This is a genomic window from Desulfobacterales bacterium, from assembly GCA_034520365.1.
Taxonomy (GTDB): Bacteria; Desulfobacterota; Desulfobacteria; order Desulfobacterales; family Desulfosalsimonadaceae; genus M55B175.
Genome location: JAXHNP010000003.1, coordinates 497,792 through 522,012 on the forward strand (window position 1 = coordinate 497,792; position 24,221 = coordinate 522,012).

The 24,221-nt window shown below is 51.9% G+C and carries 18 protein-coding genes and 1 tRNA gene; 12 read left to right on the forward strand and 7 right to left on the reverse strand.

Features of this window, described 5'->3' with window-relative positions; genetic code table 11:
• Positions 1-21: 21 nt before the first annotated feature.
• The 6 genes from bamA to U5L07_05590 all read right to left on the reverse strand — a co-directional run bounded on the left by bamA (position 22) and on the right by U5L07_05590 (position 8,451).
• Positions 22-2,259 carry an outer membrane protein assembly factor BamA gene (gene bamA / locus U5L07_05565; GenBank protein MDZ7831198.1) on the reverse strand — a complete coding sequence of 746 codons (2,238 nt, stop codon included), beginning with the start codon at positions 2,257-2,259 and terminating at the stop codon, positions 22-24.
• Positions 2,260-2,265: 6 nt separating this feature from the next.
• Positions 2,266-3,000: an ABC transporter ATP-binding protein gene (locus tag U5L07_05570; protein MDZ7831199.1), complete on the reverse strand. Its 735-nt coding sequence runs from the start codon at positions 2,998-3,000 to the stop codon at positions 2,266-2,268.
• Positions 2,993-4,228, reverse strand: a complete 1,236-nt coding sequence (locus tag U5L07_05575; GenBank protein MDZ7831200.1) for a lipoprotein-releasing ABC transporter permease subunit — start codon at positions 4,226-4,228, stop codon at positions 2,993-2,995. Before U5L07_05575 ends, U5L07_05570 begins: the two co-directional genes overlap by 8 nt.
• 18 nt (positions 4,229-4,246) lie before the next feature.
• Positions 4,247-5,746, reverse strand: a complete 1,500-nt coding sequence (lysS, locus tag U5L07_05580; protein MDZ7831201.1) for a lysine--tRNA ligase — start codon at positions 5,744-5,746, stop codon at positions 4,247-4,249.
• A gap of 163 nt (positions 5,747-5,909) precedes the next feature.
• A complete protein-coding gene (locus U5L07_05585) occupies positions 5,910-7,229 on the reverse strand; it encodes an ATP-binding protein (protein ID MDZ7831202.1) in 1,320 nt (439 codons plus the stop codon).
• Positions 7,230-7,245: 16 nt separating this feature from the next.
• Positions 7,246-8,451, reverse strand: coding sequence for a type II secretion system F family protein (locus U5L07_05590; protein ID MDZ7831203.1), 1,206 nt, complete (start codon positions 8,449-8,451; stop codon positions 7,246-7,248).
• Positions 8,452-8,754: 303 nt separating this feature from the next.
• On the opposite strand from U5L07_05590, the gene U5L07_05595 reads away from it, so the two are divergent.
• The 12 genes from U5L07_05595 to nadB all read left to right on the forward strand — a co-directional run bounded on the left by U5L07_05595 (position 8,755) and on the right by nadB (position 23,002).
• The gene (locus U5L07_05595) at positions 8,755-11,418 is read left to right on the forward strand and encodes a CBS domain-containing protein (GenBank protein MDZ7831204.1); all 2,664 of its coding nucleotides are present in this window, start codon (positions 8,755-8,757) and stop codon (positions 11,416-11,418) included.
• Positions 11,402-12,070 (forward strand): site-2 protease family protein, encoded by a 669-nt coding sequence (locus U5L07_05600; protein MDZ7831205.1) that lies wholly within the window; start codon positions 11,402-11,404, stop codon positions 12,068-12,070. The genes U5L07_05595 and U5L07_05600 overlap by 17 nt, the downstream gene beginning before the upstream one ends.
• A gap of 19 nt (positions 12,071-12,089) precedes the next feature.
• Positions 12,090-13,076 (forward strand): tryptophan--tRNA ligase, encoded by a 987-nt coding sequence (gene trpS / locus U5L07_05605; protein MDZ7831206.1) that lies wholly within the window; start codon positions 12,090-12,092, stop codon positions 13,074-13,076.
• A 2-nt stretch (positions 13,077-13,078) separates the two neighbouring features.
• On the forward strand, positions 13,079-13,828 hold the full coding sequence (locus tag U5L07_05610) for a segregation/condensation protein A (protein ID MDZ7831207.1): 750 nt from the start codon (positions 13,079-13,081) through the stop codon (positions 13,826-13,828).
• Positions 13,809-14,459, forward strand: a complete 651-nt coding sequence (gene scpB, locus U5L07_05615; protein ID MDZ7831208.1) for an SMC-Scp complex subunit ScpB — start codon at positions 13,809-13,811, stop codon at positions 14,457-14,459. The genes U5L07_05610 and scpB overlap by 20 nt, the downstream gene beginning before the upstream one ends.
• Positions 14,460-14,498: 39 nt before the next feature.
• Positions 14,499-14,573 (forward strand) — tRNA-Val (locus U5L07_05620).
• 317 nt (positions 14,574-14,890) lie between these two features.
• Positions 14,891-15,337 (forward strand): Hsp20/alpha crystallin family protein, encoded by a 447-nt coding sequence (locus U5L07_05625; GenBank protein ID MDZ7831209.1) that lies wholly within the window; start codon positions 14,891-14,893, stop codon positions 15,335-15,337.
• Positions 15,338-15,450: 113 nt separating this feature from the next.
• Entirely contained in the window at positions 15,451-17,802 is a 2,352-nt protein-coding gene (gene lon, locus U5L07_05630) for an endopeptidase La (GenBank protein ID MDZ7831210.1), read from the forward strand.
• Positions 17,803-17,825: 23 nt separating this feature from the next.
• Positions 17,826-18,401: a D-glycero-beta-D-manno-heptose 1,7-bisphosphate 7-phosphatase gene (gene gmhB / locus U5L07_05635; GenBank protein MDZ7831211.1), complete on the forward strand. Its 576-nt coding sequence runs from the start codon at positions 17,826-17,828 to the stop codon at positions 18,399-18,401.
• Complete coding sequence (locus U5L07_05640; GenBank protein MDZ7831212.1) at positions 18,398-20,581, forward strand: ATP-dependent RecD-like DNA helicase; 2,184 nt, start codon at positions 18,398-18,400, stop codon at positions 20,579-20,581. Before gmhB ends, U5L07_05640 begins: the two co-directional genes overlap by 4 nt.
• Before the next feature lie 132 nt (positions 20,582-20,713).
• Entirely contained in the window at positions 20,714-21,358 is a 645-nt protein-coding gene (locus U5L07_05645; protein MDZ7831213.1) for a TIGR04211 family SH3 domain-containing protein, read from the forward strand.
• Between the two features lie 12 nt (positions 21,359-21,370).
• Positions 21,371-23,002 carry an L-aspartate oxidase gene (nadB, locus tag U5L07_05650; GenBank protein MDZ7831214.1) on the forward strand — a complete coding sequence of 544 codons (1,632 nt, stop codon included), beginning with the start codon at positions 21,371-21,373 and terminating at the stop codon, positions 23,000-23,002.
• Between the two features lie 137 nt (positions 23,003-23,139).
• On the opposite strand, the gene U5L07_05655 is transcribed toward nadB, so the two are convergent.
• Positions 23,140-23,880 carry an SDR family NAD(P)-dependent oxidoreductase gene (locus U5L07_05655; GenBank protein MDZ7831215.1) on the reverse strand — a complete coding sequence of 247 codons (741 nt, stop codon included), beginning with the start codon at positions 23,878-23,880 and terminating at the stop codon, positions 23,140-23,142.
• Positions 23,881-24,221 lie beyond the last annotated feature (341 nt).

The window sequence follows — 24,221 nt, forward strand, 5'->3', positions numbered from 1 at the left end:
AACACCTAATACCTTTCTATATCAAAAACTGCCGCCAATGGAAAACTCCCATCGTCCGCTGTCCTCGCCCTCCCGGCGGTCCAGAATATGGCCGCGCTCCAGGCGAAGCGGTCCCATGGGCGAATACCAGCGGATCCCGTATCCCCAGCTCTCCCGCATGTCATCGAATTTGATCGGGCCGTCGGCATAGGCGTTTCCCGTATCATAGAACACCAGCCCGACCAGCCCCTGCTCCATCAGTAACGGCACGAGGTACTCCACATTGAACTGAACATATTTATCCCCGCCGAACTCGATGCCGTCCTCATTTTCCGGACTCACATCCCGCCAGTCAAATCCGCGCAGGGAATTGATACCGCCCAGATAGAACCGTTCATAGTCCGGCAGAATCTTGCCCGTATTCCGGGTGATATACCCGGTTTCCCCATGCAGAAATCCCACGGTCTTCCAAAACAGCGGGAAATACCAGCCGGTTTCCGCGGTAATTTTGGTAAATCCAATATTCCCGCCAAGACCGGCATATTCCAGGGTCAGCCGGTGCTTTGATCCTTCGGTGGGATTAAATTGCCGGTTCCGGGAATCATAGACCAGACTGGTGGATACGCTGCTTTCAACAAACTCGCCCTCTTCGATGATGGGCTTGTAGACTTCGGTTACATTATCAATGGTGCTCACATCATAGGCGTATTGAATATAGGCCCGGGTATAGTCAAACACCTCATACCCGAACCGGAGGGCGCCGCCCCGGCTGTCCCGGTCATACTCATCATAGTCGCGCTCCCATTTATTGGCTTCGATGGTCATGGAAAGCGGGATATCAAACAGCCAGGGCTCCGTAAACCGGGCATCAAACTGCTGGGAGGAGCCGCCCGCCTGTACCCTGAAATCCAGGTGCTGGCCCCGGCCGAACAAATTGCGCTCTGAGATGGAGGTCATGACATACAAGCCGTCGATGCCGCTGTAGCCGCCGCCAAAACTGAAGGTGCCGGTGGGTTTTTCCTCCACCGCAATGTTTAGAATCATCTGATCGTCCGCGCTTCCATCCTGCCGCCGCACTTTGACATCCTTGAAATAATCCAGCCGGTACAAATCCCGGATACTTTTCTTAAGCCCGGAGCCGTCATATTTTTCGCCTTCATAGACCTCAAGCTCCCGGCGGATGACTTTATCCCGGGTCTTGGTATTGCCCTCAATGACGATACGTTCAAAATAAACCGGCTCATTCTTCTGGATATGAAATACGATATCAATCGCCCGGGCCTCTTCCGGCTTTTTGATCTCCGGCGCAATATCGGCGCGGGCATACCCCTCATCCGAATAGATATCAGAAAGGGTCATCACATCCTGGCGAATGGCCTGCCGGTTGAAATATTTTTCCTCAGGGGAGGCCAGTTTTTCGTGCAGACTTTCCGCCGGCTGAATCAAGTCCCCGGAAAGACGAATTTCGCCCATCTCAAACCGTTTGCCCTCTTGGATTTTAATTATAATCTCAATCCAGTCATCCTCGTAGATGATTTCCGGCTCCCCGATACGGGCTTCGGCATAGCCGTTATTATGGTAAAAATCAGACAGCTTCATCCTGTCCTGGTTCAGGGTCTCCGTATCCAGATCCCCTGAGCCGGTAAGCCAGGAAAAAAATCCTTTTTCCGATGTCTTGATTTTCTTTTTAAGGGTCTTGTCATCAAAGTCCTGGTTGCCTTCAAAACGGATCTCCCGAATCCGAAGCTTCTTGCCCTCTTCGATTTTAAATTCCAGGTTGGCCTGGTTGTGGTCAAGGGATTCGACCGCATACGTGACTTTGACATTATGGTAGTTTTTGTCCTGATAGAGGGTCTCGATCTGCTTAATATTGCGTTTAATACGAAAAATATTGAGGATCGAGCCGGTGGTGATATCAATATTATCCTTGATTTCCTGATCATCATAAACGCGGTTGCCGGAAATCTCAATCAGCTTTATGGTCGGCTTTTCCTTGACCCGGAAAATGACAATCTTGCCCTCCGGCCCGGATTCGCTTTCCACCCGGATATCATCGAAATAGCCCATGGAAAATATGGCTTCAAGGTCCCGGGACAACTGCTCCGTATCATAGGGATCCCCGGGGCGGGTCTCAACCACCCGCAGAATGGCATCGTCTTCGATCCGTTGATTGCCCTTGACCTGGACCTCAGAGACCGTCTCCGCCGCTTGTACAATATGGGTTGCAAAAACCAGACAGCCGAAAACCGCCAGCATCAAACCAATAAGTTGCCTTTGCATCAAACCTCACTTTAAATCCACCAGTTTGCCTTCAGAAAGCGTTAACTGGCGACGCATATAATCCGCTAAGTAAAGATTGTGGGTGACCACCACAATCGTCATGCCGAACTCTTCATTTAATTCAAGCAGCAGATCATGGATCTGCCGGCTGTTTTTTTTATCCAGGTTGCCGGTGGGTTCATCAGCCAGAAGTATTTCGGGCTTTAACACCAGGGCCCGGGCCAGGGCCACCCGCTGCTGCTCGCCGCCGGACAACTGGGATACCCGATGATGCAGCCGATGCGAAAGCCCCACACGCGAAAGAATCGACTCCGCCACCCCCTGGACTTCGCTTCTTTTCAAGCGCTTAATCAATCCGGGCATCATGACATTTTCAAGGGCGGTAAATTCTTCCAGCAGATAATGGAACTGGAACACAAATCCCATGATGCTGTTGCGGAAGGCGGCCAGACGTGTGCTGTCAAACCCGCTGATATCGGTTCCGTTATAAATGATCGCCCCCTCATCCGGGGGCTCAAGGGTGCCCAACACATGCAGAAAGGTGGATTTTCCAATACCGGATTCCCCTAAAATGGCAATGGTTTCCCCCGCATGGATGTCAAAGGACAAATTGTTTAAAATCTCGATAACCGCACCGCTGCTTTGAAACTGCTTGGATATCCCCTGCAGCCGGATTAGGGGAGCGCCTGTTTCAGGCGCTTTGTCTTGAAAATTTTGGCGCCGCTTGCCGTTTTTATCCATATCGCAGGGCCTCCACCGGATTTAACTGCGAGGCTTTATAAGCCGGATAAATGGTGGAAAGAAAACAAATCGCCATTGCCGCCGCCACAATGACCAGCACATCGAGAAATTCCAGCTCTATGGGCAGGGTGGTAAAATAGTAGACATCGCCGGGCAGTTCAATAAACTTGTAATGCTTTAAAAGAATGCAGCCGGCGATGCCAAGCACCGTCCCCAGCGCCGTTCCGATCGTCCCGATCACCGTGCCCTTGAAAACAAAAATTTTCCGAATGCTGCGATGGGTCGCGCCCATGGCCTTTAATATGGCGATATCCCGGGTTTTGCCCATCACCATCATGATCAGGGTGCTGGCAATATTAAAGGCCGCCACCAGGATAATAAGGGTCAGAATGATGAACATGGCCTTTTTCTCAAGTTTTAACGCAGAGAAAAAGTTGCGGTTCATCTGCATCCAGTCGGTCGTCCAAAAGGGGTATCCCAATTGTTCGGAAATCTGACTGGAAACCTGATCCGCAGCGTATATATCCTTGATCCGCAATCCAACGCCGGTGGCCGCATCCCCGATTTTCAGCAAATCCTGGGCGGTCTGAATGTGAATATAGGCAAGGGAGGCGTCATACTCATAAAAACCGGACTCGAAAACGCCGGTCACTTCAAAGCGTTTCATCGTCGGCATATGCCCGATGGGCGACATCATGCCGCGGGGGGATATCAAATACACCATGTCCCCCTTGCTGACGCCAAGTTTTGCAGCAAGTTCCTGGCCCAAAATGATCCCCGGCACCTGGACCTCATCCCCTGCGCTCTGCTGCGGGGTGAGTTTCTGTTTAAGCGCTTTTCGGTCATAGCCTTTTATCGGGTTGCCTTTTGCTGATGGGTCAAGCCCCCGTAAAATGGCGCCGGACAACCCCCCCGGCGCCCGAAGCATGACTTGCGTATAAACAAACGGGGCGGCGGATGTGATTTCCGGGATTTGCTCAAGTTCTTTTATGATATTCTGATAATTATCAATCGGCCCATTATGCTTGCGAACAATAACATGGGATTCAACCCCCAATATCTGTTTTTTAAAATAGGATTCCGCGCCGGACATCACCGCAATGACGATAATCAGCGCCATAACCCCGACGGTAACGCCGGCGACCGAGAGAAAAGTAATAAAAGAGATAAACGCCTGTTTCTGCCGGGATCTGAGATACCTGGCGCCTATGAAGTATTCAAAAGCCATGGATAAGCGTCACCGGAATCAGCCCTTGTCCGAGGGGCGCATATGAGGGAACAGGATGACATCACGGATCGATGCGCTATTGGTCAGCAGCATGGCCAGCCGATCAATGCCCACCCCTTCACCGGCGGTCGGCGGCATGCCGTACTCCAGAGCCTGAATATAATCTTCATCCAGCATGGGCGGATCATCATCTGCTTCGGACTTATTCTTCAGCTGCCGCCAAAATCGCTCCTTTTGATCCACCGGGTCGTTTAATTCAGAAAACCCGTTGGCAATTTCGCGGCCCGCGATAAACAGTTCAAATCGATCCGTGATATCCGGATTCTCTTTATTTCGGCGGGAAAGCGGGGAGACTTCCACCGGATAGCCGGTAATAAATGTCGGCTGCTTAAGCTTCGGCTCAACCAGCGCATCAAAGACCTTGGTCATCAGCTTGCCGTGTCCGATGGTTTGGCCGGCGTGATCGGGTTTTATTGAAATCCCCTGTTCTTGTGCGAATGCCTTGAGCTTATCGGGGTCTTGTATCGTTTCGGACGGCACCCCGCCGATTGAATAAATCGCCGCCTCAAGGGTCAGGCGCTGCCAGGGGCTGTTAAAATCGATTATTTCATCCTGATATGCCACTTTCAAATCGCCGCAGACAGCCATGGCAGCCGCCTTAACCATTTCTTCCGTCAAACTCATCAAGTCCTCATAAGTGGCATAGGCCTGGTAAAACTCCAGCATGGTGAACTCGGGATTGTGCTGTGTGGAGATCCCCTCATTCCGAAAATTGCGATTGATTTCAAAGACCCGCTCAAATCCGCCGGCAACCAGGCGTTTCAGGTAAAGCTCCGGAGCGATGCGCAGATATAGATCCATGCCCAGCGCATTGTGATGGGTCTTAAACGGCCTTGCATCCGCCCCCCCCGGAATCGGCTGCATCATCGGGGTTTCCGCCTCCAGATAATCGCGCTCGATTAAAAACTGGCGAATAGTTTTGATCAACAAGCTGCGCTTGACAAAAACCTCCCGCACCTCCGGGTTCATGATCAGATCCAGGTAGCGCTGCCGATATCTTTTCTCCGGGTCCTTTAAGCCATGGAACTTCTCCGGCATCGGCCGCAGGGACTTGGAAAGCAGTCTGATTTCATCCGCCAGAAGGGTCCACTCGCCGGTCTTTGTCTGAAACATTGTTCCGGCGAGCCCGATGAAATCCCCCACATCAAACTGTTTAAATAATGCATATGCCTCCTCGCCCACTTTGTCCTGACGCACATAGGCCTGCAGCTGTCCGGTCCGGTCCCGGAATCGGATAAACGCGGATTTGCCGAATCGATTGACCGCCATGATGCGGCCGGCCGAATGCAAACTTGCGGTTTCTTTTCCCATCTGATCCGGATCCGCATCGATCATTGCCAGAATATCCCGAACCGTATGGGAGACCCGAAAATCATTCGGATATAGTTCAATTCCATTCGCTTCCAGCGAGCGGGCCTTTTCATGCCGTTTTTCAATAATATCTTTTGTCTGTTCCATTACAGCCGCATACCTTGTCAATTTCACGCGGTAATTAAATAGCGCCTGACCGCTTTCCAGCCACCGTTTCTCGTTAACCGGCTTGCTATCCCATTTCCCGTTGCCTGTCAAGATTTTGTTGGACAGGGGTGGGGGGTCAATTAATTGGAAAAAAAGTTAATTTCTATTTAGAAGGTTCGTTTGGCGGGGAGGAGACGCGGGCCAGCGGCAGCTTGACGGTAAATGTGCTGCCCTGCTCCGGCTTGCTCTGCACATCAATCAACCCGTCATATGAGGTTAGAATCCGCTGGACGATGGAAAGACCCAGCCCGGTGCCCTTGGCCTTTCCGGTAAAAAACGGATCAAAAATCGACTGCTGAATCTCTTCAGACATGCCGCACCCATTATCTGAAATAACCATACAGGCATATCGGGACGCCTGGGCATACAGGACAACATCGATGCGGCCCGACTTGCCCGTGGCTTCCATGGCATTTAAGAGCAAGTTCCAGACAACCTGCCGGAAGTGCTCCGGATCGATTTCAACCGGGATGTCCGCATCAATGCGTTTGCGAATGTCAGGCCGCTGCTGCGGGTTGCTTGTCTCAAACTGCTTGACAATCTCTCTGAGTTCACGATCCAGGAAAATAAGTTTTTTATTTCCCGGCTGGGGACGTGCAAACATTAAAAATTCATTGACCAATGAACTGATCCGGTCGGACTCCCTTAACACGATATCCATCAAGCGGGCATGGTCCCCGTTGTGTAAGGCTTCATCCTTTAGCACCTGGATGGCCCCGCTCATTGACGCCAGCGGATTTTTGATTTCATGGGCCAGCCCGGCAGCCATTTCTCCAATCGCGGCAAGCTTCTCCACCCGCTTGACCTGTGCCTCCATTGCCCATAGATCACGCTTTGCCCGCTTTTCCTGCTCTGAGAGGTAACCGGCCAGAAAAGCCACGGCAAAACAGGCGATGATGGTCATTAACAGCCTGAATATGACATAATTCCAGTCGTAATTGGCCATCATAAAATTCGGCCCCGCATCAAAGGGATGAATAAGGCCGTAATATTCGAGATCCACCATCACTCCGTACAGGAGACTGCAAAAAACAGCGGTTACCATGCCGCCGTTTCGGAACAGGATCATACTGGCATAAATGATCACCAAAAGATAAAGGAAGGAAAATATGCTGGAAAAACTGCCGGTCAGAAAAATAATGCCGGTCACCAGCAGGGTATCAATGATGATTTGGGCATAGCCCAACAGCACCAGCCGGCGGGTATATTGGAGAATGATCCGATACAGGAGGGATAACAGGATGGCCAGGCCGGCGATGGTGTTTAAAAAAAACAGGGGCGGGGTGAAAAAGGTCTGCTGCTCCCGTATACCGGCAAATGTTGCTGAAGCCAGAAGCACCAGGGCAAAGAGCACCCGGAAGAAAATCAACCACTTGAGCTTGCGGTAAAGGTCGAATTCAGGGGTATTTTTTTTAAAAATCATTCAACAGCGGATTTTTTTATAGATTCCCCGCCATCTTAAATATCGGCAGATACATGGAAACCACAAGTCCGCCTATTACAATGCCCAAGAAAACCAGCATAAACGGCTCAATCAACGCGGTCATATTTTCAACCGCCTGGTCAACCTCTTCTTCGTAAAAATCGGCAATCTTTTCCATCATCGCATCAATGGCGCCGGTGGACTCGCCCACCGCAATCATCTGGCAGACCATGGGCGGGAAAACACCGGTTTCCGCCAATGGATCGGCAATTGTCTGGCCTTCCGCGATACCGGAGCGCACGTGGTAGACCGCCTTTTCGATGGATTTATTGCCTGCCGTCCGGGCCACAATATCCAGCGCCTCCAGTATCGCCACCCCGCTGGCCAGCATGGTGCCCATGGTTCGGGTAAACCGGGCAACCGCGGATTTTCTGATCAAAATGCCGAGAACCGGCATTTTCAACATCAAATCATCGACAATGGCCTGGCCTTTCTCGGTTTTATAAAACCTTCGGAAGGCATACACAAACAACACGATACCAATGATAATATACAATATATTGTTCTGAACGAATTCACTCATCGCAATGACGATCTGCGTCGGCGCCGGAAGGGCCCCGCCCATGGTCGCAAACATTTCCTCAAATACCGGAATAACAAAAACGAGAATGACCGCCACCACAACAATCGCAATAATGATCGTCACAATCGGATACGTCATGGCCCCTTTAATCTGAGATTTTAATTTGGCGGCTTTCTCCATATAAGCCGACAAACGCCGCAGGATCACATCCAGAATACCGCCGGCCTCGCCCGCCGCCACCATATTCACAAACAGGGCGTCAAACTGGTTCGGATATTTTTTCAGGGCCTCTGCCAGGGTCTGCCCGCTTTCAACAGACCCCTTGATGTCTTTTAACATCTTTTTAAATGTGGGGTTTTCCTGCTGGGCCTGCAGGATATCCAGGCACTGAATGATCGGTAACCCGGCATCGATCATGGTGGAAAACTGCCGGCAGAATATAATAACATCCTGCTCCTTTACCTTGGGCTGGAGAAAGGAAACATTCTCGAAAAGGTCTTTTGGCTTTTTCTTGACCTTATCCGGCGTTATGCCCTGCCGCTGGAGCCGGGTGCGCACTTCCTGTTCATTGGAAGCCTCCATTTCCCCTTTTGTAGCCGCGTTATTTCTGCCACGGCCCTGCCATTGATAAACCGGCATGCACTTACCCCCTATCTATGATTAATGAGAATGGATAGCAGCAATTGAATGACACAAGCATCCTTACTTAAAAGGCCATACGGAATGTGATTCCGTCCCGTCAGCGGGACAAAATCCTACACGGATCTATTTTGTGTCTATCATAAATACTCCTTGATTACAAATAATTTCAAATCCCATGTCAAATCCTATTATTTTGATGAAATCGCTTGAACCTGTTTGCATAAGCCATATTTTTTCTGCTAATGAAGAATTCCAAATACTTGTTTTTCAGCCGGAAAGGAAGCCGAGCAAGGGCAGCCCATGAACCACACACAAGATGGATTAACAGTGATCACCACCCATTTGAACGCGGATTTTGACGCGGTGGGCTCTATGCTGGCCGCCCAGAAATTATATCCCCATTCGGTGGTGGTCTTTCCCGGATTCCATGAAAAATCCTCCAGACATTTCTTTGTCGATGCCATGGCCTATCTCTTTAATATGACGGATGCCAAATCCATTGCGGACGCTCAAATCAAAAGGCTTGTTGTTGTGGACACCAAGCAGGCATCCCGCATCGGGGATTTAAGCCACCTGCTGGATCGAAAGGACATAGAAGTTCATGTGTTTGATCACCATCCGGCGTTGAAAAATGACATCAAGGCGGATTATGAAGTCTGCCGTTTGACCGGGGCCAATGTAACGCTTCTGACTGAAATACTTCGTGAACAAAATCTTGATATCCTCGCGGATGAAGCCACCATCATGTGCCTGGGCATTTTTGAGGACACGGGGTCTTTCACATTTCCGTCCACCACACCGGAAGATTTTGCGGCGGCCGGCTATCTGGTGTCAAAGGGGGCCAACCTGACCACCATTGCCAACCTGACGGCCAAAGAGATGGATCCGGGCCAGATCGCCCTGTTAAATGACCTGATCCACGCCGAGGTGCATCATCATATCAATGGGGTTGATGTGGCCATCAGCACGGTCTCCTGCGAAGAGTATATCCATGATCTGGCCTTTCTGGTCCAGAAAATACTCAAGATCGAAAATTTAAACGCCATCTTTGCCATCGCCCAGATGAAAAACAAAATATATTTGGCTGCCAGAAGCCGAGCGCCGGAAGTGGATGTGGGGGCCATTGTAATGGAGATGGGGGGCGGAGGCCACAGTTTTGCCGCTGCGGCCACGATAAAAGACAAAACCCTGGTTCAGACGGAACAGAAGCTTTTAGAAATCCTTAGAAGAAAGGTAAAGTCCAGGCAACGGGCCCAGGACATCATGTCCACCCCGCCCATCCAGGCGCCGCCGGATATCTCCTGCGCCCGGGCGCGAAACCTCCTCTCCCGGTATAATATCAATGCGCTCATGGTGGTCCGGGAAAGCGATGAGTCGCCGCAATTACAGGGGTTTATCACGCGGCCGGTGATTGAGAAGGCGCTTCACCACAAACTGGACACCATCCCGATCAGCGAATATATGACCACCGAATTTGCCGTTGTCGCCCTTGATGCGGACGTTTTCGAAATCCAGGAAAAAATTATCGAAAGCAACCAGCGGGTACTCCCGGTCATGGAAGACAATCAGCTTGTCGGGGTCATCACCCGAACGGACCTGCTGAACACGCTTTTTCATGAATCCCAGGAGAAACTGATTCAGCCCCACGATCCCCTGAAAGAGTCACCGCCTCCCCGGACCAAGCGAATTGTCGGGTTTATGAAGGAACGGCTTTCGGAGCGGCTCTATGAACGGCTCGCCAATATCGGGCATGTGGCTAAAGAGCTTGGCTTTAATGCCTATGTGGTGGGCGGCTTCGTCCGCGACCTTTTTTTGTATCGCCATAATGAGGATGTGGACATCGTCATCGAGGGAAACGGGATTGAATTCGCCAGGGAATTTGCCAAACGATCTGGGGCGCGAATTAACGCATACGCCAAATTCGGCACCGCCGTGGTCATATTTCCGGACGGGTTTAAAATCGATGTGGCCTCTGCCCGGATGGAGTACTATAAATTTCCGGCGGCATTGCCGACGGTTGAAATGAGCTCCATCAAACTCGATCTTTTCCGGCGGGATTTTACCATCAACACCCTGGCGGTTTTTTTAAATCCCGAAAAATTCGGCAAACTGATCGATTTTTTCGGCGGCCAGCGCGACATCAAGGAAAAAGCCGTCCGGATTCTGCATAATCTAAGCTTTGTCGAAGATCCCACCCGGGTCTTTCGCGCCATAAAATTTGAACAGCGTTTCGGATTTACCATCGGTAAACTCACCTCCGGGTTGATCGAAAACGCGGTCCGCATGGATTTTTTCAGGCGCCTTTCCGGACGGCGCGTATTCTCGGAGCTCTGCCAGATTTTAAAGGAAGATGCCCCGCTTCCCGCCCTGTCCCGGTTACATGATTACAACCTGTTGACCGTCATAGATCCGGGCATTCAATTCAATAAATCAATGGTGGCCCGGTTGAATGCCGCGCGCAAGGCCATTTCCTGGTTTGAGCTTCTCTATACCGAAGAGGATTACATGCGCTGGGCGATCTATTTTCTCATCCTGCTCAGGCATAAGGATGAGCCCACATCATCGCACATCTGCCAGCGGTTCGAACTGGGGCCGAAGCATCAAAAAATCTTTATCAAAGAACGGCTTGCCGCAGAAGACTGCATCCACCGCCTGCACCGGGAACCGCCCCCCGCCAAAAGCGAGTTATACTGGATGCTCAAAGAGTTCCGCATCGAATTGATATTGTACATGATGGCCCTGACCGACCACGAGACCATCAAAAAAATGATTTCCCATTACGTTACCGATCTCCGGGAGGTGCGCCTGTCAGTGGGCGGAAAAGACCTTAAAGCCCTGGGCGTCCCGCCGTCTCCGGTATACAGCAAAATCTTAAATGCCGTCCTTGAAGCCAAGTTAGACGGCAAAGCCCAGACAAAGGACGAGGAGCTCGCCCTGTTGAGGAAATATGCTATCGAATATTAATCCAATCCAATTGATCATTGTTTTTCTGCCGCTTTTGTTCGCCATCACGATTCACGAAGTGGCGCACGGCTATGTGGCGCTGCGGTTCGGGGATATGACCGCCAAATTCGCCGGCCGCCTTACCCTGAATCCGGTTAAGCACCTGGATCCGTTCGGATCGGTGCTGCTGCCGCTTTTGCTTAAATTTTCCGGCTCTCCGGTCATATTCGGCTATGCCAAGCCGGTGCCGGTGGACTTCAGAAACCTCCGAAACATTCGGATCGGCACCCTATGCGTCGCGGCTGCCGGGGTGGTCGCCAACTTTATAGCAGCCCTTGGCTGCGCGGCCATTCTTCAGGGCATCCGCCTGTTTCCCGGGTTTTTGACATCCTCCGCATCCTCGCCCATTGGTACCCTCCTGATCCAGCTTCTGGCCTATAGCGTGATGATTAACCTGGTACTGGGCATTTTCAATCTGATTCCGGTGCCGCCGCTTGACGGCGGGCGCATCCTGAGTATGCTGCTGCCGCAAAAATACAGCCGGCAGTTCCAGACCATTGAGCCCTTCGGCATCCTCATTCTGATTGTTCTGCTAATGACGAATTCTCTTGATCTGTTTATATCTTTTTTTATATCCCCGTTGATGAACTGGATGCTTCAAGGCTATATATAATGGAAACAGGAGATTTTTAATGACTGCAAAAAAACGGATTGTCAGCGGCATGCGGCCAACCGGCGCCCTTCATCTCGGAAACCTCCATGGGGCGCTTAACAACTGGATCAGCATGCAGGATAAATTTGACTGCTTCTTTTTTATCGCTGACTGGCATGCATTAACCAGCGATTATGAAAATCCGGGGCATATCAAAGAGTTCAGCCGGAACATGATGATTGACTGGCTCGCGGCCGGGCTTTCACCGGATAAAAGCACGCTTTTTGTGCAATCCCATATCAAATCCCATGCAGAGCTGTTCCTGCTGCTCTCCATGATTACCCCGGTGCCCTGGCTGGAGCGAAACCCCACATACAAGGAACAGATTGCGGAGCTGAAAAACAAGGACTTGTCCACCTTCGGTTTCCTGGGGTATCCGATTCTTCAGGCGGCGGATATTATTATCTATAAGGCCGAAGGTGTGCCGGTGGGCATCGATCAGGCCCCGCACATAGAGATTACCCGGGAAATCGCCCGGCGGTTTAATTACTTTTATGGCCATGTCTTTCCGGAGCCGGAGACGATTCTCACCGAATCCGCCAAAATCCTGGGCACGGACCGCCGGAAGATGAGCAAAAGCTATGACAACGCCATTTTTATCTCTGACACGCCAGAGGCCATCCGAAAAAAAGTGGCGACCATGATCACCGACCCCCAGCGCATCAAAAAAAGCGACCCGGGGGATCCGGATGTATGCAACGTGTTTTCATTTCACCAGATGTATTCAGCAGCGGATATGATATCGGAGGTCAACAAAGACTGCCGGAGTGCGGCGATCGGATGTGTTGCGTGCAAGCAGAAAATGGCGGAAAATCTGATTGCCGCCCTGGCCCCGATCCGGGAGAAGACCGAATACTATAAGCAGCGGCCGGATCTGGTCGAAGACATTATCGCCCGGGGTAATGAAAAAGCCGCAGCCGAGGCGCAGCGGACCATGGAGGGCGTACGGGAGGCCCTGAAAATCTAAAAATGAACAATGAACCCTATAAAATAAAACTCCAGGACATTTTTGAGGGGCCCATGGACCTGCTCGTCCATCTGATTAAAAAAAATGAGGTGGACATCTATGACATCCCGATTGCGTTTATTACCGACCAATTTCTTGCCTACCTGGAATGGATGAAATCCCTGGATGTCGATATTGCCGGGGATTTTCTGGTCATGGCCGCCACCCTGACGCACCTGAAGTCCCGGATGCTGCTTCCTTCCCGCCATGTCGACGCGGATACGGAGGAGGAAGACGACCCCCGGAAGGAGCTTACCGGTCCGCTGCTTGAATACATGCAGATGAAATCCGTGGCGGAAAAACTGGCCGCCCAGCCCATGCTGGACGAGGACGTCTTCACCCGGAGCGTCGAAAAATCGGATCTTATGCCCGATCCCCATGAGGAAACCATTCAGGCGGATCTTATCAGTCTTTTCAATGCCTACCGCTCCCTTTTAGATAAAATGGCGGATCAGACGGAGCTTCATATCACCTTTGAAAAAATTTCCGTAAAAGAAAAAATGACGGAAATTTTTGACCGGATCAAAGAAAAAGGGGCGCTTGCCTTTGATGGGCTGTTATCGGAAAACCCCGATCGAAAGGAGATCATCGTCACATTCCTGGCCATCCTTGAAATCGTCAAACTAAACATGGTCCGCCTGATGCAGAACGACCCATACAGCAGCTTACGGCTTATTTACCGGGAATCCCCTGATGCAAAGCTCATCGACTAATCCGGCGGCGGATAACCCGGATACGGCTTCACTCCAATCGATCATAGAAAGCCTCCTGTTTGTCTCAGAAGGGCCGTTGAGCGTGGATCAAATCAAAAAGGCGGTGCCCGAAACCGGCACCGAGCAGATAAAAGCTGCACTGACAGCCCTGAAAGAGGAATTTGAAAACAGAAACGGCGGGTTCGCGCTCCATGAGGTGGCCGGGGGCTTCCAGTTCAGAACCCGCCCTGAGTCCAAGCCATACATCCAGCGACTGTTTCAGCCCTCCCCGGCCAGACTCAGTAAGGCCGCCCTGGAGACCCTGGCGATTATCGCCTACCGGCAGCCGGTGATGCGCAGTGAGATCGAGCACATCCGGGGCGTTAATTCAGGAAACACCATCCGCCTGCTGCTGGACCGCAAACTCATCCGGATTCTGGGAAGACGGGAAATTCCCGGTCGCCCCATGGTTTACGCCACCACGCAAAAATTCCTTGAAACATTTGATTTAAAAGACTTAAAGGATCTTCCCACCCCCAGGGAAATCGATGACCTCCAGACGCCCGCCAAACCCAACGAACAGGCCCTGCCGTTTAAGCCCGATGCCAATGATCCGGCCGATACTGACACCAACTCCGAAAATAATTCTTGACTTGATAATGAATGAGCCATTATTTTTGGGGACACATAAGGGCGGTTAACTCAGTGGGAGAGTGCTACCTTCACACGGTAGAAGTCACTGGTTCAAATCCAGTACCGCCTACCAGGAAATATAAGGCTTATGGGGCTGGTCCCTCATAAGCCTTTTTTTATGACGGCTTCGCAAAAAGTCCAATATCTTTGTTGCGCTGCATTCCTCGGGATTTGCGCGCCGCGATCTTGAACTTTTTTCTTTGCCGTCCCAGAATCGACATTTTACGAGTCCATCTTTTTATGGCTGCAAAAATAGTTTCACCGTCCAACTTTACAACTTCCTGATTCAATGTTAATTTTATTTTTTAATCAGGCCAAAATTGAGTAATTTTCAATACAGGCCGGGGTATTGTACGCCGATTTGAACCCGAATGAAAACAGGAGTCATCCATGGATTACATCAAAATCCGACTGGCAGATGATTTTGATCGTTTAGGGGCAAAATTCCAAAAAACCATCAACGACATGTTTCACTCGATGGGCCCTATGTACTCGTTTTCCAAAAATACATGGTATCCGCCGCTGGATATCTTTGAAACGCAAACTGAAATCATTGTGATTGCCGAAATGGCCGGGGTTAATAAAGAGGATCTGGAGCTTGAGATAAACTCGCGGGCCATCCGCATGGCCGGCCGAAGAATCGGCGTGCCGCCGGCGGAAAACGGCAAATACCGTCTGGCTGAAATTCAGTACGGCAATTTTGAGCGCGTACTCTATCTGCCGGCTGCGATTGATACGGATTCAGTTAATGCCATATACAAAAAAGGGCTGCTCTATATTCGGGTCAACAAGTTGACCCAGAAGTCCCGGCATAACGTCCCCATCAATGATGAATGAACCGTTTTTGAAAAAGCCTGAATAACGGTGCGCCCGCTTAGCCCGCTTCACGGCATGAGAGGGCTTTACATGCTTATCCAAGAGTTAACATATGTGAGTTCTGGAGGCAGCAAATGACACAAGACGCTGAGCAGCAAGGATATTCACCAGAAAAAATACCGGACATAATTCCCGTAATCCCTTTGTATGATGTTGTTTTATTTCCGAAAATGGTGCTTCCGCTGATTGTCATGCAGGAGTCCTCAATTCAGCTGATCGACGAGGCCATGTCCAAGGACCGGATCATCGGCGCCATCACCTCAAACGTAAAGGAAGCCAAGTCCGAATATCAGCCGGAAGACCTTTATACATACGGCACCAGCGCCGTAATCCTTAAAATGGCCAAAGCCGAGGATAACAAGGCGCAGCTGATTCTGCAGGGATTGGGTCGGTTTCAAATCGATGAATACACCCAGCATAATCCCTATTTCAAGGCCCGGATTGCCTCCCTGATGCCGGAATGGGAAAAAGACAAGGAAACAGAAGCCCTGATGGCGAACCTGACCAATCAGTATGCGCGGGTCGTTGAGCTTTCCTCCGGGCTGACCCAGGAGCTGATCACCATGGCCAAATCCCTGGAAGAACCGGATACCCTGGCGGATATGGTCACCTCCACCATCAATTCCACCACCCAGGAAAAACAGAAGATCCTCGAAATTTTAGATGTCAAGGAGAGGCTCAAAAAGGTGACCCAGCTGGTCAACTACCAGCTGGAAATCCTTGAAATCGGCAATAAAATTCAGTCCCAGGTCAAGGGGGATATGGAAAAACAGCAGCGCGAGTACTATCTTCGCCAGCAGCTGAAAGCCATCAAGGAGGAACTCGGGGAAACCGACGAAACCACCGCCGAGATGGAAGAGTACCGCGAAAAAATCCAGGAAAAAAATCTGCCCGAGGCCGCAGCCAAGGAGGCGGAACGGGAGCTGAACCGATTGTCCCGGATGCATCCCTCGTCCGCGGAATACACCGTGGCCTTGACCTATCTGGACTGGCTGATCGCCCTTCCCTGGAACGAACAGACAGAGGACCACTTAGACCTTGACAAAGCCCGAAAAATCCTGGACCGGGATCACTACGGCCTGGAAAAAGCCAAAAAGCGAATCCTTGAATATCTCGCGGTCCGAAAATTAAATCCGAATATCAAGGGACCGATCCTCTGCTTTGTGGGCCCGCCGGGCACCGGCAAAACCTCTTTGGGCCACTCCATCGCCCGGGCGCTGGGCCGCAAATTCATCCGCATTTCCCTGGGCGGTGTCCGGGACGAGGCGGAAATCAGGGGGCACCGGCGGACTTACGTAGGTGCCATGCCGGGCCGTATTATTCAGGGCCTGCGCCGCGCCGGTACCAAAAACCCGGTATTCATGCTCGATGAAATCGACAAGGTAGGCAGTGATTTCCGGGGCGACCCCTCTTCCGCATTGCTTGAGGTGCTGGACCCGGAGCAGAACAATACGTTTGAGGACCATTACCTGGATGTCCCCTATGATCTGTCCTCAGTGATGTTTATCACCACAGCAAATATTCTGGACACGATCCCGCCGGCCCTTCGCGACCGGATGGAGGTCCTGCGCCTGTCCGGCTATCCCGTGGAGGATAAGATAAAAATCGCCTCCAGATATCTGGTCCCCCGGCAGCGGGAGGCCAACGGATTGAAATCCGATCAGATTCATTTCACCCGGGGCGCCATCAAACAGATTATCACCGGGTATACCCGTGAGGCGGGGCTTAGAAATCTGGAACGGGAAATCGCCACGGTCTGCCGCGGCGTGGCCAGCCAGGTCGCCTCCGGGGAGGCGGAATATGTTAAAATTGATGTCAAAAATATTCCGGATTATCTGGGCCCGGTCCAATTTACCCAGGAGGAAATGAAAAAACGCGTTTCCACCCCCGGTGTGGTCATGGGCCTTGCCTGGACCGAGGCGGGCGGGGATATCCTGTTTATTGAGGCCACGGCCATGAAAGGCAAAGGCAACCTCACGCTTACCGGGCAGCTGGGCGAGGTCATGAAAGAGTCCGCCCAGGCGGCCTTAAGCTACCTGCGAAGCAATGCCAAATCCCTGGGCATTGATGAAACCTATTTTCAGGAATATGATCTGCACATTCACATTCCGGCAGGCGCCATTCCCAAAGACGGCCCCTCCGCGGGCGTTACCCTGCTGACGGCGCTTGCCTCGATTTTAACCAACACCACTACTTATAAGGATCTGGCCATGACCGGTGAGATCACCCTGCGCGGCCAGGTCATGCCGGTTGGCGGGATTAAGGAAAAGGTGCTGGCCGCCCACCGGGCGGGCATCAAAAGCATCATCCTGCCCAAATGGAATGAAAAAGACCTGGAGGATGTGCCGGAGAATGTCAAAAGCGCGATTCAGTTCCATTTTGTGGAAAAGATGCGCAATGTGCTCAAAATTGCCCTGAACAAATAGTCAATGATTCCGAATGGCTCGATATGCTTAAACATTCGGTATTCTTAGACCGCGATGGCGTCATTAACCGGGATTCCCCGGATTATATCAAATCCTGGGCGGAATTCGAATTCATCCCCGGAAGCCTGGACGCCATTAGGGACTTAACCCGCGCGGGCTGCCCCATTTTCATCATTTCCAACCAGTCCGCGGTGGGCAGAAAATATATGGACCAAGCGGAACTGGACCGCATCACCCAAAACATGGCCCGGCGTATTTTAGAGCACAGCGGGCGGTTAACCGATATTTTTTACTGCCCCCATCAGCCGGCGGATCACTGTGCCTGCAGAAAACCCAAGCCCGGCTTGATTTTTAAGGCCTGCGAACGATACGGCATTGACCTTTCTACCGCGGTCATGGTGGGCGACAGCCCGAAGGATATCCAATGCGCCAGAAATGCCGGCTGCGGCGCCGCCGTTCTGGTAAAGACCGGGTGTCATAAAATTGATCCGGAAGCGCTTCGCCAAAACAATCACCAGCCGGATTACATTGCAGCAGATCTGCGAGAGGCGGCCGCATGGATCATTCAGCGCCTGCCGGATAATTCTTTTTCCCTATGAGCAAACTCGACGGCCGGATTCATCACATCACCTATCACAATGCCGAAAACCGCTTTACGGTGGCACGGCTTATCTTGGATCAATCCCGGACGCCGGTCACCGTGGTCGGCCCCATGCCTTCGCCTGTGGCCGGAGAAAATGTCCGGCTCACCGGCCATTGGACCACACACCCCAGATACGGAGAGCAGTTTCGCATTGAAACCATAGAATCGCGGCTTCCCGCCACCATCGAGGGCATCAAAGATTACCTCACCGCCGGTGTGATAAAAGGCATCGGCCGGGCCACTGCGGAAAGCATTGTTAAAACATTCGGGACCGACACCTTTAACATCATTGAGACCGCGCCGGAAAAATTAACGGCGGTCGAGGGGATCGGCGCGGCCAAGGCCAACGCCATATACGAACAATGGCAGGCCATGCAGGCATTCCGCCAAATCATGGCCTATCTCGAACAAAACGGGGTAAGCGGCGTGTATGCCGAAAAAATATTCAATCTTTACGGCCCCGCTGCCATAGACATCATCCGGGAATCACCCTATCGGCTTTGCGAGGATATCCGCGGAATCGGATTTGCCATTGCGGACCGTATCGCCATCAGCGAAGGCATAGCCCCGGAAACACCGGAGCGGGCAACAGCCTGCGTGCGCCACCTGCTGCAGGAGGCCGCGGGCAAGGGCCATGTGTTTCTGCTTGAGGACGACCTTTTGGACCACGCCCAGCGGCTTTTTGAAATCGAAAGGGAAGATATCCGGGCGGCCATCCATGCGCTGACAGATGCAGATGAAGTGGTGGTCGACGCCCTTCCGGAAGCAGAAGCCAGCCGGCGGATTTATCCGAAAGGTTTATTTGAGGCAGAAGCCGCCATTGCCGCCCGAGTATCCGCCCTGCTCGCTTTACCGGTGGCGCCTTTACCAATGACCGCGGATCAGCTGCTCGAGCGCATTCTCTCCTCGCTTCTGGTTGAGCTGACCCCGGAGCAGCGCAATGCCCTTGAAACAATTCTGACCCATCGCGTGGTCATTATTACCGGCGGGCCGGGCACCGGCAAGACCACCCTGATCCGCGCGATTTCCGCGGTTTTCAGGCAGCTCGGCAAGCGGATCTGTTTGGCCGCGCCCACCGGCCGGGCAGCCAGGCGCCTCTCTGAGATGAGCCATATCCCCGCCCATACGATCCACAAACTCCTGGAATATAATTTAGCGGACAACTTTTTCGGCCGCGATCAGGATAAGCCGATTGATGCGGATGCCATCATCATTGATGAAGCCTCCATGGTGGATGCGCCGCTCATGCATCACCTTTTAAACGCGGTCTCCCTTTCCAGCCGGCTCATCATTGTGGGGGATGCGTTTCAGCTCCCGCCTGTTGGCCCCGGCAATATTCTGGCGGATCTCATCAATTCCGGGATCCTCCCGGTCTGCCAGCTGACCGAAATTTTTCGGCAGGCCGCGGAAAGCCGGATTACCTTAAACGCCCATCGGGTGAGAAACGGGGAGTTCCCGGAATTCCCGGAAAACGACCCGTTTGATGCGGCAGCCACCGAAAACGGGGATTTTTTCTTTCTGGCAGAACAGGATCCAGAGGCCATTGCAAACACCATCTGCCGTCTTTGTACCGAGGTGTTGCCCAAGTCCTTTGGCATTGATCCGCTAAAATCCATTCAGGTGCTCTCGCCTATGCATAAGGGCGTGGCGGGCACCATCAACTTAAACCAGAAGCTCCAGGCCGCTTTGAATACCGGAAACCCTCCGATCCCCGGTACCGGCTTCCGGACCGGAGACAAGGTCATGAATCTTAGAAACAATTACCAGAAAGAGGTGTATAACGGGGATATCGGCACGATTATAGGCGCCTCGCCCGCCAATTCAGAATTAACCATCGATTTTTACGGCCGGCAGGTTGAATACGCCATGGATGAGACCGGAGACTTAACCCTCGGCTATGCCATCTCGGTGCACAAATCCCAGGGCTCAGAATATCCCGTGGTCATCCTTCCCCTGATTACCCGCCACTATATCATGCTCCAGCGCAATCTTCTCTATACCGCCATTACCCGGGCGCAATCCCTGGTCTTTCTGCTGGGCAGCCAAAAGGCCCTGTCCATCGCCCTTGGCAACAACAAGCCGGAAATGCGCCTGTCCGGCTTAAGGGAGCGGCTAAGCGCGCTCGCAGCGAAATGACCGGATTTTTGCTGACCGGATTTTTGCTTGAATCCCCGAAAAAATTCATATATATTAACCACTTTTCAAAAAGCAAAATAAATATAAAGGGTTATGCCTGTCCCGGAATTTAACATAATGGAGAACCATGCCATGCGAATTCTTATCGGCGTTTTTGTCAGCCTGCTCATCGTTGCCGCACCGGCAGGCGCCGCAACCAAATACGTGGATGACCTCCACCAAATAACCGTGCGAAAGGGCCCCGGCATCAAGTACCGGGTTATGGAAACCGTATCCTCAGGCACCAAATTTGAGGCCCTTAAAACCGAGAACGGCTGGACACGGGTCCGGCTTTCAGACAACCGGGAAGGCTGGGTGATCAGCCGCTATTTAACCGATGCCGTACCGGACAGCAAAAAGTATGAAACCCTTAAGGCCAAATACGATCCGCTGGAAAAACAGGTCAAGGAACTTCAAGCGGAAAACAGCACCCTGCGCTCAGACAATCAGCTTCTTTCCCAGAAGATTGCCCAGACCCAGGATAAGCTGGCAGAAATCCGCACCGAGTACGAGGCGCTGAAGGAAGCCTCAGCAGATGTATTAAAACTCAAAAACGAAAACGAGAGCCTCGCCCGCCAGATTGAAGAAAAAAATCAAAAAATTGCATCCCTTGAAGCTAAAATATCCGACGCCTTTCTCTCTGAAGCCCTCAAATGGTTTCTGATCGGCGCAGGCGTTTTGCTTGTGGGGATCATTCTTGGCGCCAGCGGCAAACGTAAACGATCATCCCTGTTATAAAAGAATCGGCTCATGGAATACCATTCTGACTTTCTGGTTATCGGCTCCGGCTTAGCCGGCCTGCTTTTCGCCATCAAGACCGCGGATCATGGCCGGGTCCATCTCATCACAAAAAGAAATATGCAGGAGAGCAACACCGCTTACGCGCAGGGCGGGATTGCCTCTGTTTTCGGCCAGGAGGACTCCTTTGACCTGCATATTTCAGATACCCTGGCCTCCGGCGACGGCCTGTGCCATGAGGACGTGGTGCAAATGGTGGTCAGGCAGGCGCCTGAACGGATCCGGGAGCTGATCAATCTGGGGGTTGAATTTAACCGGGACAACTCCCAGGCCAGCGGGCTGCACCTGGATTTGAGCCGGGAGGGCGGGCATTCGCAGAACCGGATCGTCCATGCAGCGGATCTCACGGGTCTTGCGGTTGAAAAGGCGCTGATCGAAAAGGCCAAACAGCACCCCAACATCCGCATATTTGAAAACCATATCGCCATTGACCTCATTACCCGCTCCACCCGGTTAAAACGGGGGCTCATCATCACCACCCATGAGGACTACTGCTATGGTGCCTACGTGCTGGATCGCTTTTCCCTGGAAATTCATACATTCTGTGCCAAAAATGTGGTGCTGGCCACCGGCGGGGCCGGAAAAGTCTATTCGTATACGAGCAACCCGGATATCGCCTCCGGCGACGGCATCGCCATGGCCTACCGGGCGGGCGCCATCGTGGCCAACCTGGAATTCGTCCAGTTTCACCCCACCTGCCTGTTTCATCCGGCGGCCAAAAACTTTCTGATCTCCGAGGCGGTGCGGGGCGAAGGCGGCGTTCTGTTAAATGCGTCAGGGGATCGCTTCATGGAGAAATACACCCCGCTAAAGGAACTGGCCTGCAGGGATGTGGTGGCCCGGGCCATTGACTCGGAATTAAAGAAACGGGGGGATGACTCGGTTTTTCTGGATATCTCCCATAAGCCGGCGGATTACATTCAAAGCCGGTTTCCCAACCTTTATCAAAAATGCCTGAAATTCGGTATTGACATGACCACGGAGCCCATTCCGGTGGTGCCGGCGGCGCATTACATGTGTGGCGGGGTGGTGACCGATATTTACGGGCGAACAAACATCCAGCAGCTTTTTGCCATTGGAGAGACCGGCTGCACCGGCCTTCACGGCGCCAATCGCCTGGCCAGCAACTCCCTTCTAGAGGCCCTGATATACGCCAATCAGGCCGCACTGAAAACGGTTGAAGAACTGGATTCTATTGAATACGAAACGCTGCCCGAAATCCCGCCCTGGGATGATCTGGGCACCCTCGACAGTGACGAAGCCATTATGGTCTCCCATACCTGGGATGAAATCCGGCGATTCATGTGGAATTACGTGGGGATCGTCCGCTCCGACAAACGCCTGGCCAGGGCGCAGCGGCGCATTGAAATGGTGCAGTCAGAAATTGAGGAGTATTACTGGAATTTTAAAGTCACCCCGGACATGATCGAGCTCAGAAATATCGCCCTGGTGGCCGAGCTCATCATCCGCTGCGCCAAACACCGGAAGGAGAGCCGGGGGTTGCATTATAACATCGCCTATCCGGAAAAAAACGACCTGCGCTGGAAAAAAGATACGGTGCTGCGCAGGCCGTTCGTCAGCTAACTTGCCCTTGACGGCTTCGCAAAAAGTCCAATATCTTTGTTGCGCTGCATCCCTCGGAATTTCACGTACGAGTCAGTATAGCTCGACATCATTTTCCTTGTATCTGCGGCAAACTTGAAAATCGCTCAATTTAGGTTCTACATTTTTGCGATCATCCGAAGAGGGAGAATTTTAAGCAGCGGACCGACCGCGGCCCATGGATAGGCCGGCACGCAGGCGGATTTGACCCGCTTCTCAATCAGCCGGCAAATAATGGCCGCCCCTTTTTCCACGGATATCAGAAAGGGGCGGCTGGGCAGCATTTGATTGAGCGGAGTGTCAATATAGCCCGGATACAGGACGGTGACATCGATATTTCTCTTAAGGCATTCCGCCCGGACCGCCTCCAGATAGATGGCCAGCCCGGCCTTTGACGCACTGTATGAAGAGCTTCGGGGAAAACCGCGCAGGGCGGCGATCGAACTCGTCCCCACCACGTGGCCGCCGCCCTGAGCCAAAAAAAGACTGATCGCGGCGTCCACCGTGGCCATGGCACCGATCAGATTAACCTCAATTGTCTTACGGGCCTTTTCAAAATCGCCGCTTCCTACCTTTTCCCCCAGCCCGATGCCGGCATTGGCAAAGACGATATCCAGGCGGCCGAAAAAATCCCCGATTTCGGATACCGTATTGAACACCGCACCATGATCGGTCACATCCAGGGCCCGCGAAATGATTTGCGGGGGATGATGTCGGGCCCTAATATCTTCTCCGATCTCATCAACAAGATGCTGCCGCGGCGCCGTCAGGGCCACGGCGTAGCCTTTTCGCCCCATTTCATGGGCAACGGCCTTACCAATACCGGAAGAAGCCCCGGTGATCAGAATCGACTTTTGCATGATTTCAACGTCCTATGCATCTCTTATTCTGCTTTATACTCAATGTTTGCGAATACACGACTCATCATCATCATAATAGGTTATCCTAAAACATCAACAAGTAAAACAAAAACATCTGATTATGCTGGAGGCCGCATTTGCCGCAGGCGTTATCTGCGACAAATTGATTTGCAAAGATTCACACCTAATAAAAAATTATATAAACTCAATGGATTATTTTCAATCCTGAATCATGCTTGAGTATTTTAAGGAATTAAGGAATTAAGGAACCCGCAGTTTGACAAAGCAAGAAAATTTTAGTAAATAAATTTATTTGAAACCCTTAGTTTCCAAAAATTTAC

Excerpts from the sequence above, each read along its gene's own strand:
- gmhB (MDZ7831211.1), top strand. The coding sequence starts at position 17,826 with ATGCTTAAACATTCGGTATTCTTAGACCGCGATGGCGTCATTAACCGG.
- bamA (MDZ7831198.1), bottom strand. The coding sequence starts at position 2,259 with ATGCAAAGGCAACTTATTGGTTTGATGCTGGCGGTTTTCGGCTGTCTG.
- U5L07_05585 (MDZ7831202.1), bottom strand. The coding sequence starts at position 7,229 with ATGATTTTTAAAAAAAATACCCCTGAATTCGACCTTTACCGCAAGCTC.
- U5L07_05645 (MDZ7831213.1), top strand. The coding sequence starts at position 20,714 with ATGCGAATTCTTATCGGCGTTTTTGTCAGCCTGCTCATCGTTGCCGCA.
- U5L07_05640 (MDZ7831212.1), top strand. The coding sequence starts at position 18,398 with ATGAGCAAACTCGACGGCCGGATTCATCACATCACCTATCACAATGCC.
- lysS (MDZ7831201.1), bottom strand. The coding sequence starts at position 5,746 with ATGGAACAGACAAAAGATATTATTGAAAAACGGCATGAAAAGGCCCGC.
- U5L07_05590 (MDZ7831203.1), bottom strand. The coding sequence starts at position 8,451 with ATGCCGGTTTATCAATGGCAGGGCCGTGGCAGAAATAACGCGGCTACA.
- U5L07_05575 (MDZ7831200.1), bottom strand. The coding sequence starts at position 4,228 with ATGGCTTTTGAATACTTCATAGGCGCCAGGTATCTCAGATCCCGGCAG.
- scpB (MDZ7831208.1), top strand. The coding sequence starts at position 13,809 with ATGCAAAGCTCATCGACTAATCCGGCGGCGGATAACCCGGATACGGCT.
- U5L07_05655 (MDZ7831215.1), bottom strand. The coding sequence starts at position 23,880 with ATGCAAAAGTCGATTCTGATCACCGGGGCTTCTTCCGGTATTGGTAAG.
- trpS (MDZ7831206.1), top strand. The coding sequence starts at position 12,090 with ATGACTGCAAAAAAACGGATTGTCAGCGGCATGCGGCCAACCGGCGCC.
- nadB (MDZ7831214.1), top strand. The coding sequence starts at position 21,371 with ATGGAATACCATTCTGACTTTCTGGTTATCGGCTCCGGCTTAGCCGGC.
- lon (MDZ7831210.1), top strand. The coding sequence starts at position 15,451 with ATGACACAAGACGCTGAGCAGCAAGGATATTCACCAGAAAAAATACCG.
- U5L07_05570 (MDZ7831199.1), bottom strand. The coding sequence starts at position 3,000 with ATGGATAAAAACGGCAAGCGGCGCCAAAATTTTCAAGACAAAGCGCCT.
- U5L07_05625 (MDZ7831209.1), top strand. The coding sequence starts at position 14,891 with ATGGATTACATCAAAATCCGACTGGCAGATGATTTTGATCGTTTAGGG.
- U5L07_05595 (MDZ7831204.1), top strand. The coding sequence starts at position 8,755 with ATGAACCACACACAAGATGGATTAACAGTGATCACCACCCATTTGAAC.
- U5L07_05610 (MDZ7831207.1), top strand. The coding sequence starts at position 13,079 with ATGAACAATGAACCCTATAAAATAAAACTCCAGGACATTTTTGAGGGG.
- U5L07_05600 (MDZ7831205.1), top strand. The coding sequence starts at position 11,402 with ATGCTATCGAATATTAATCCAATCCAATTGATCATTGTTTTTCTGCCG.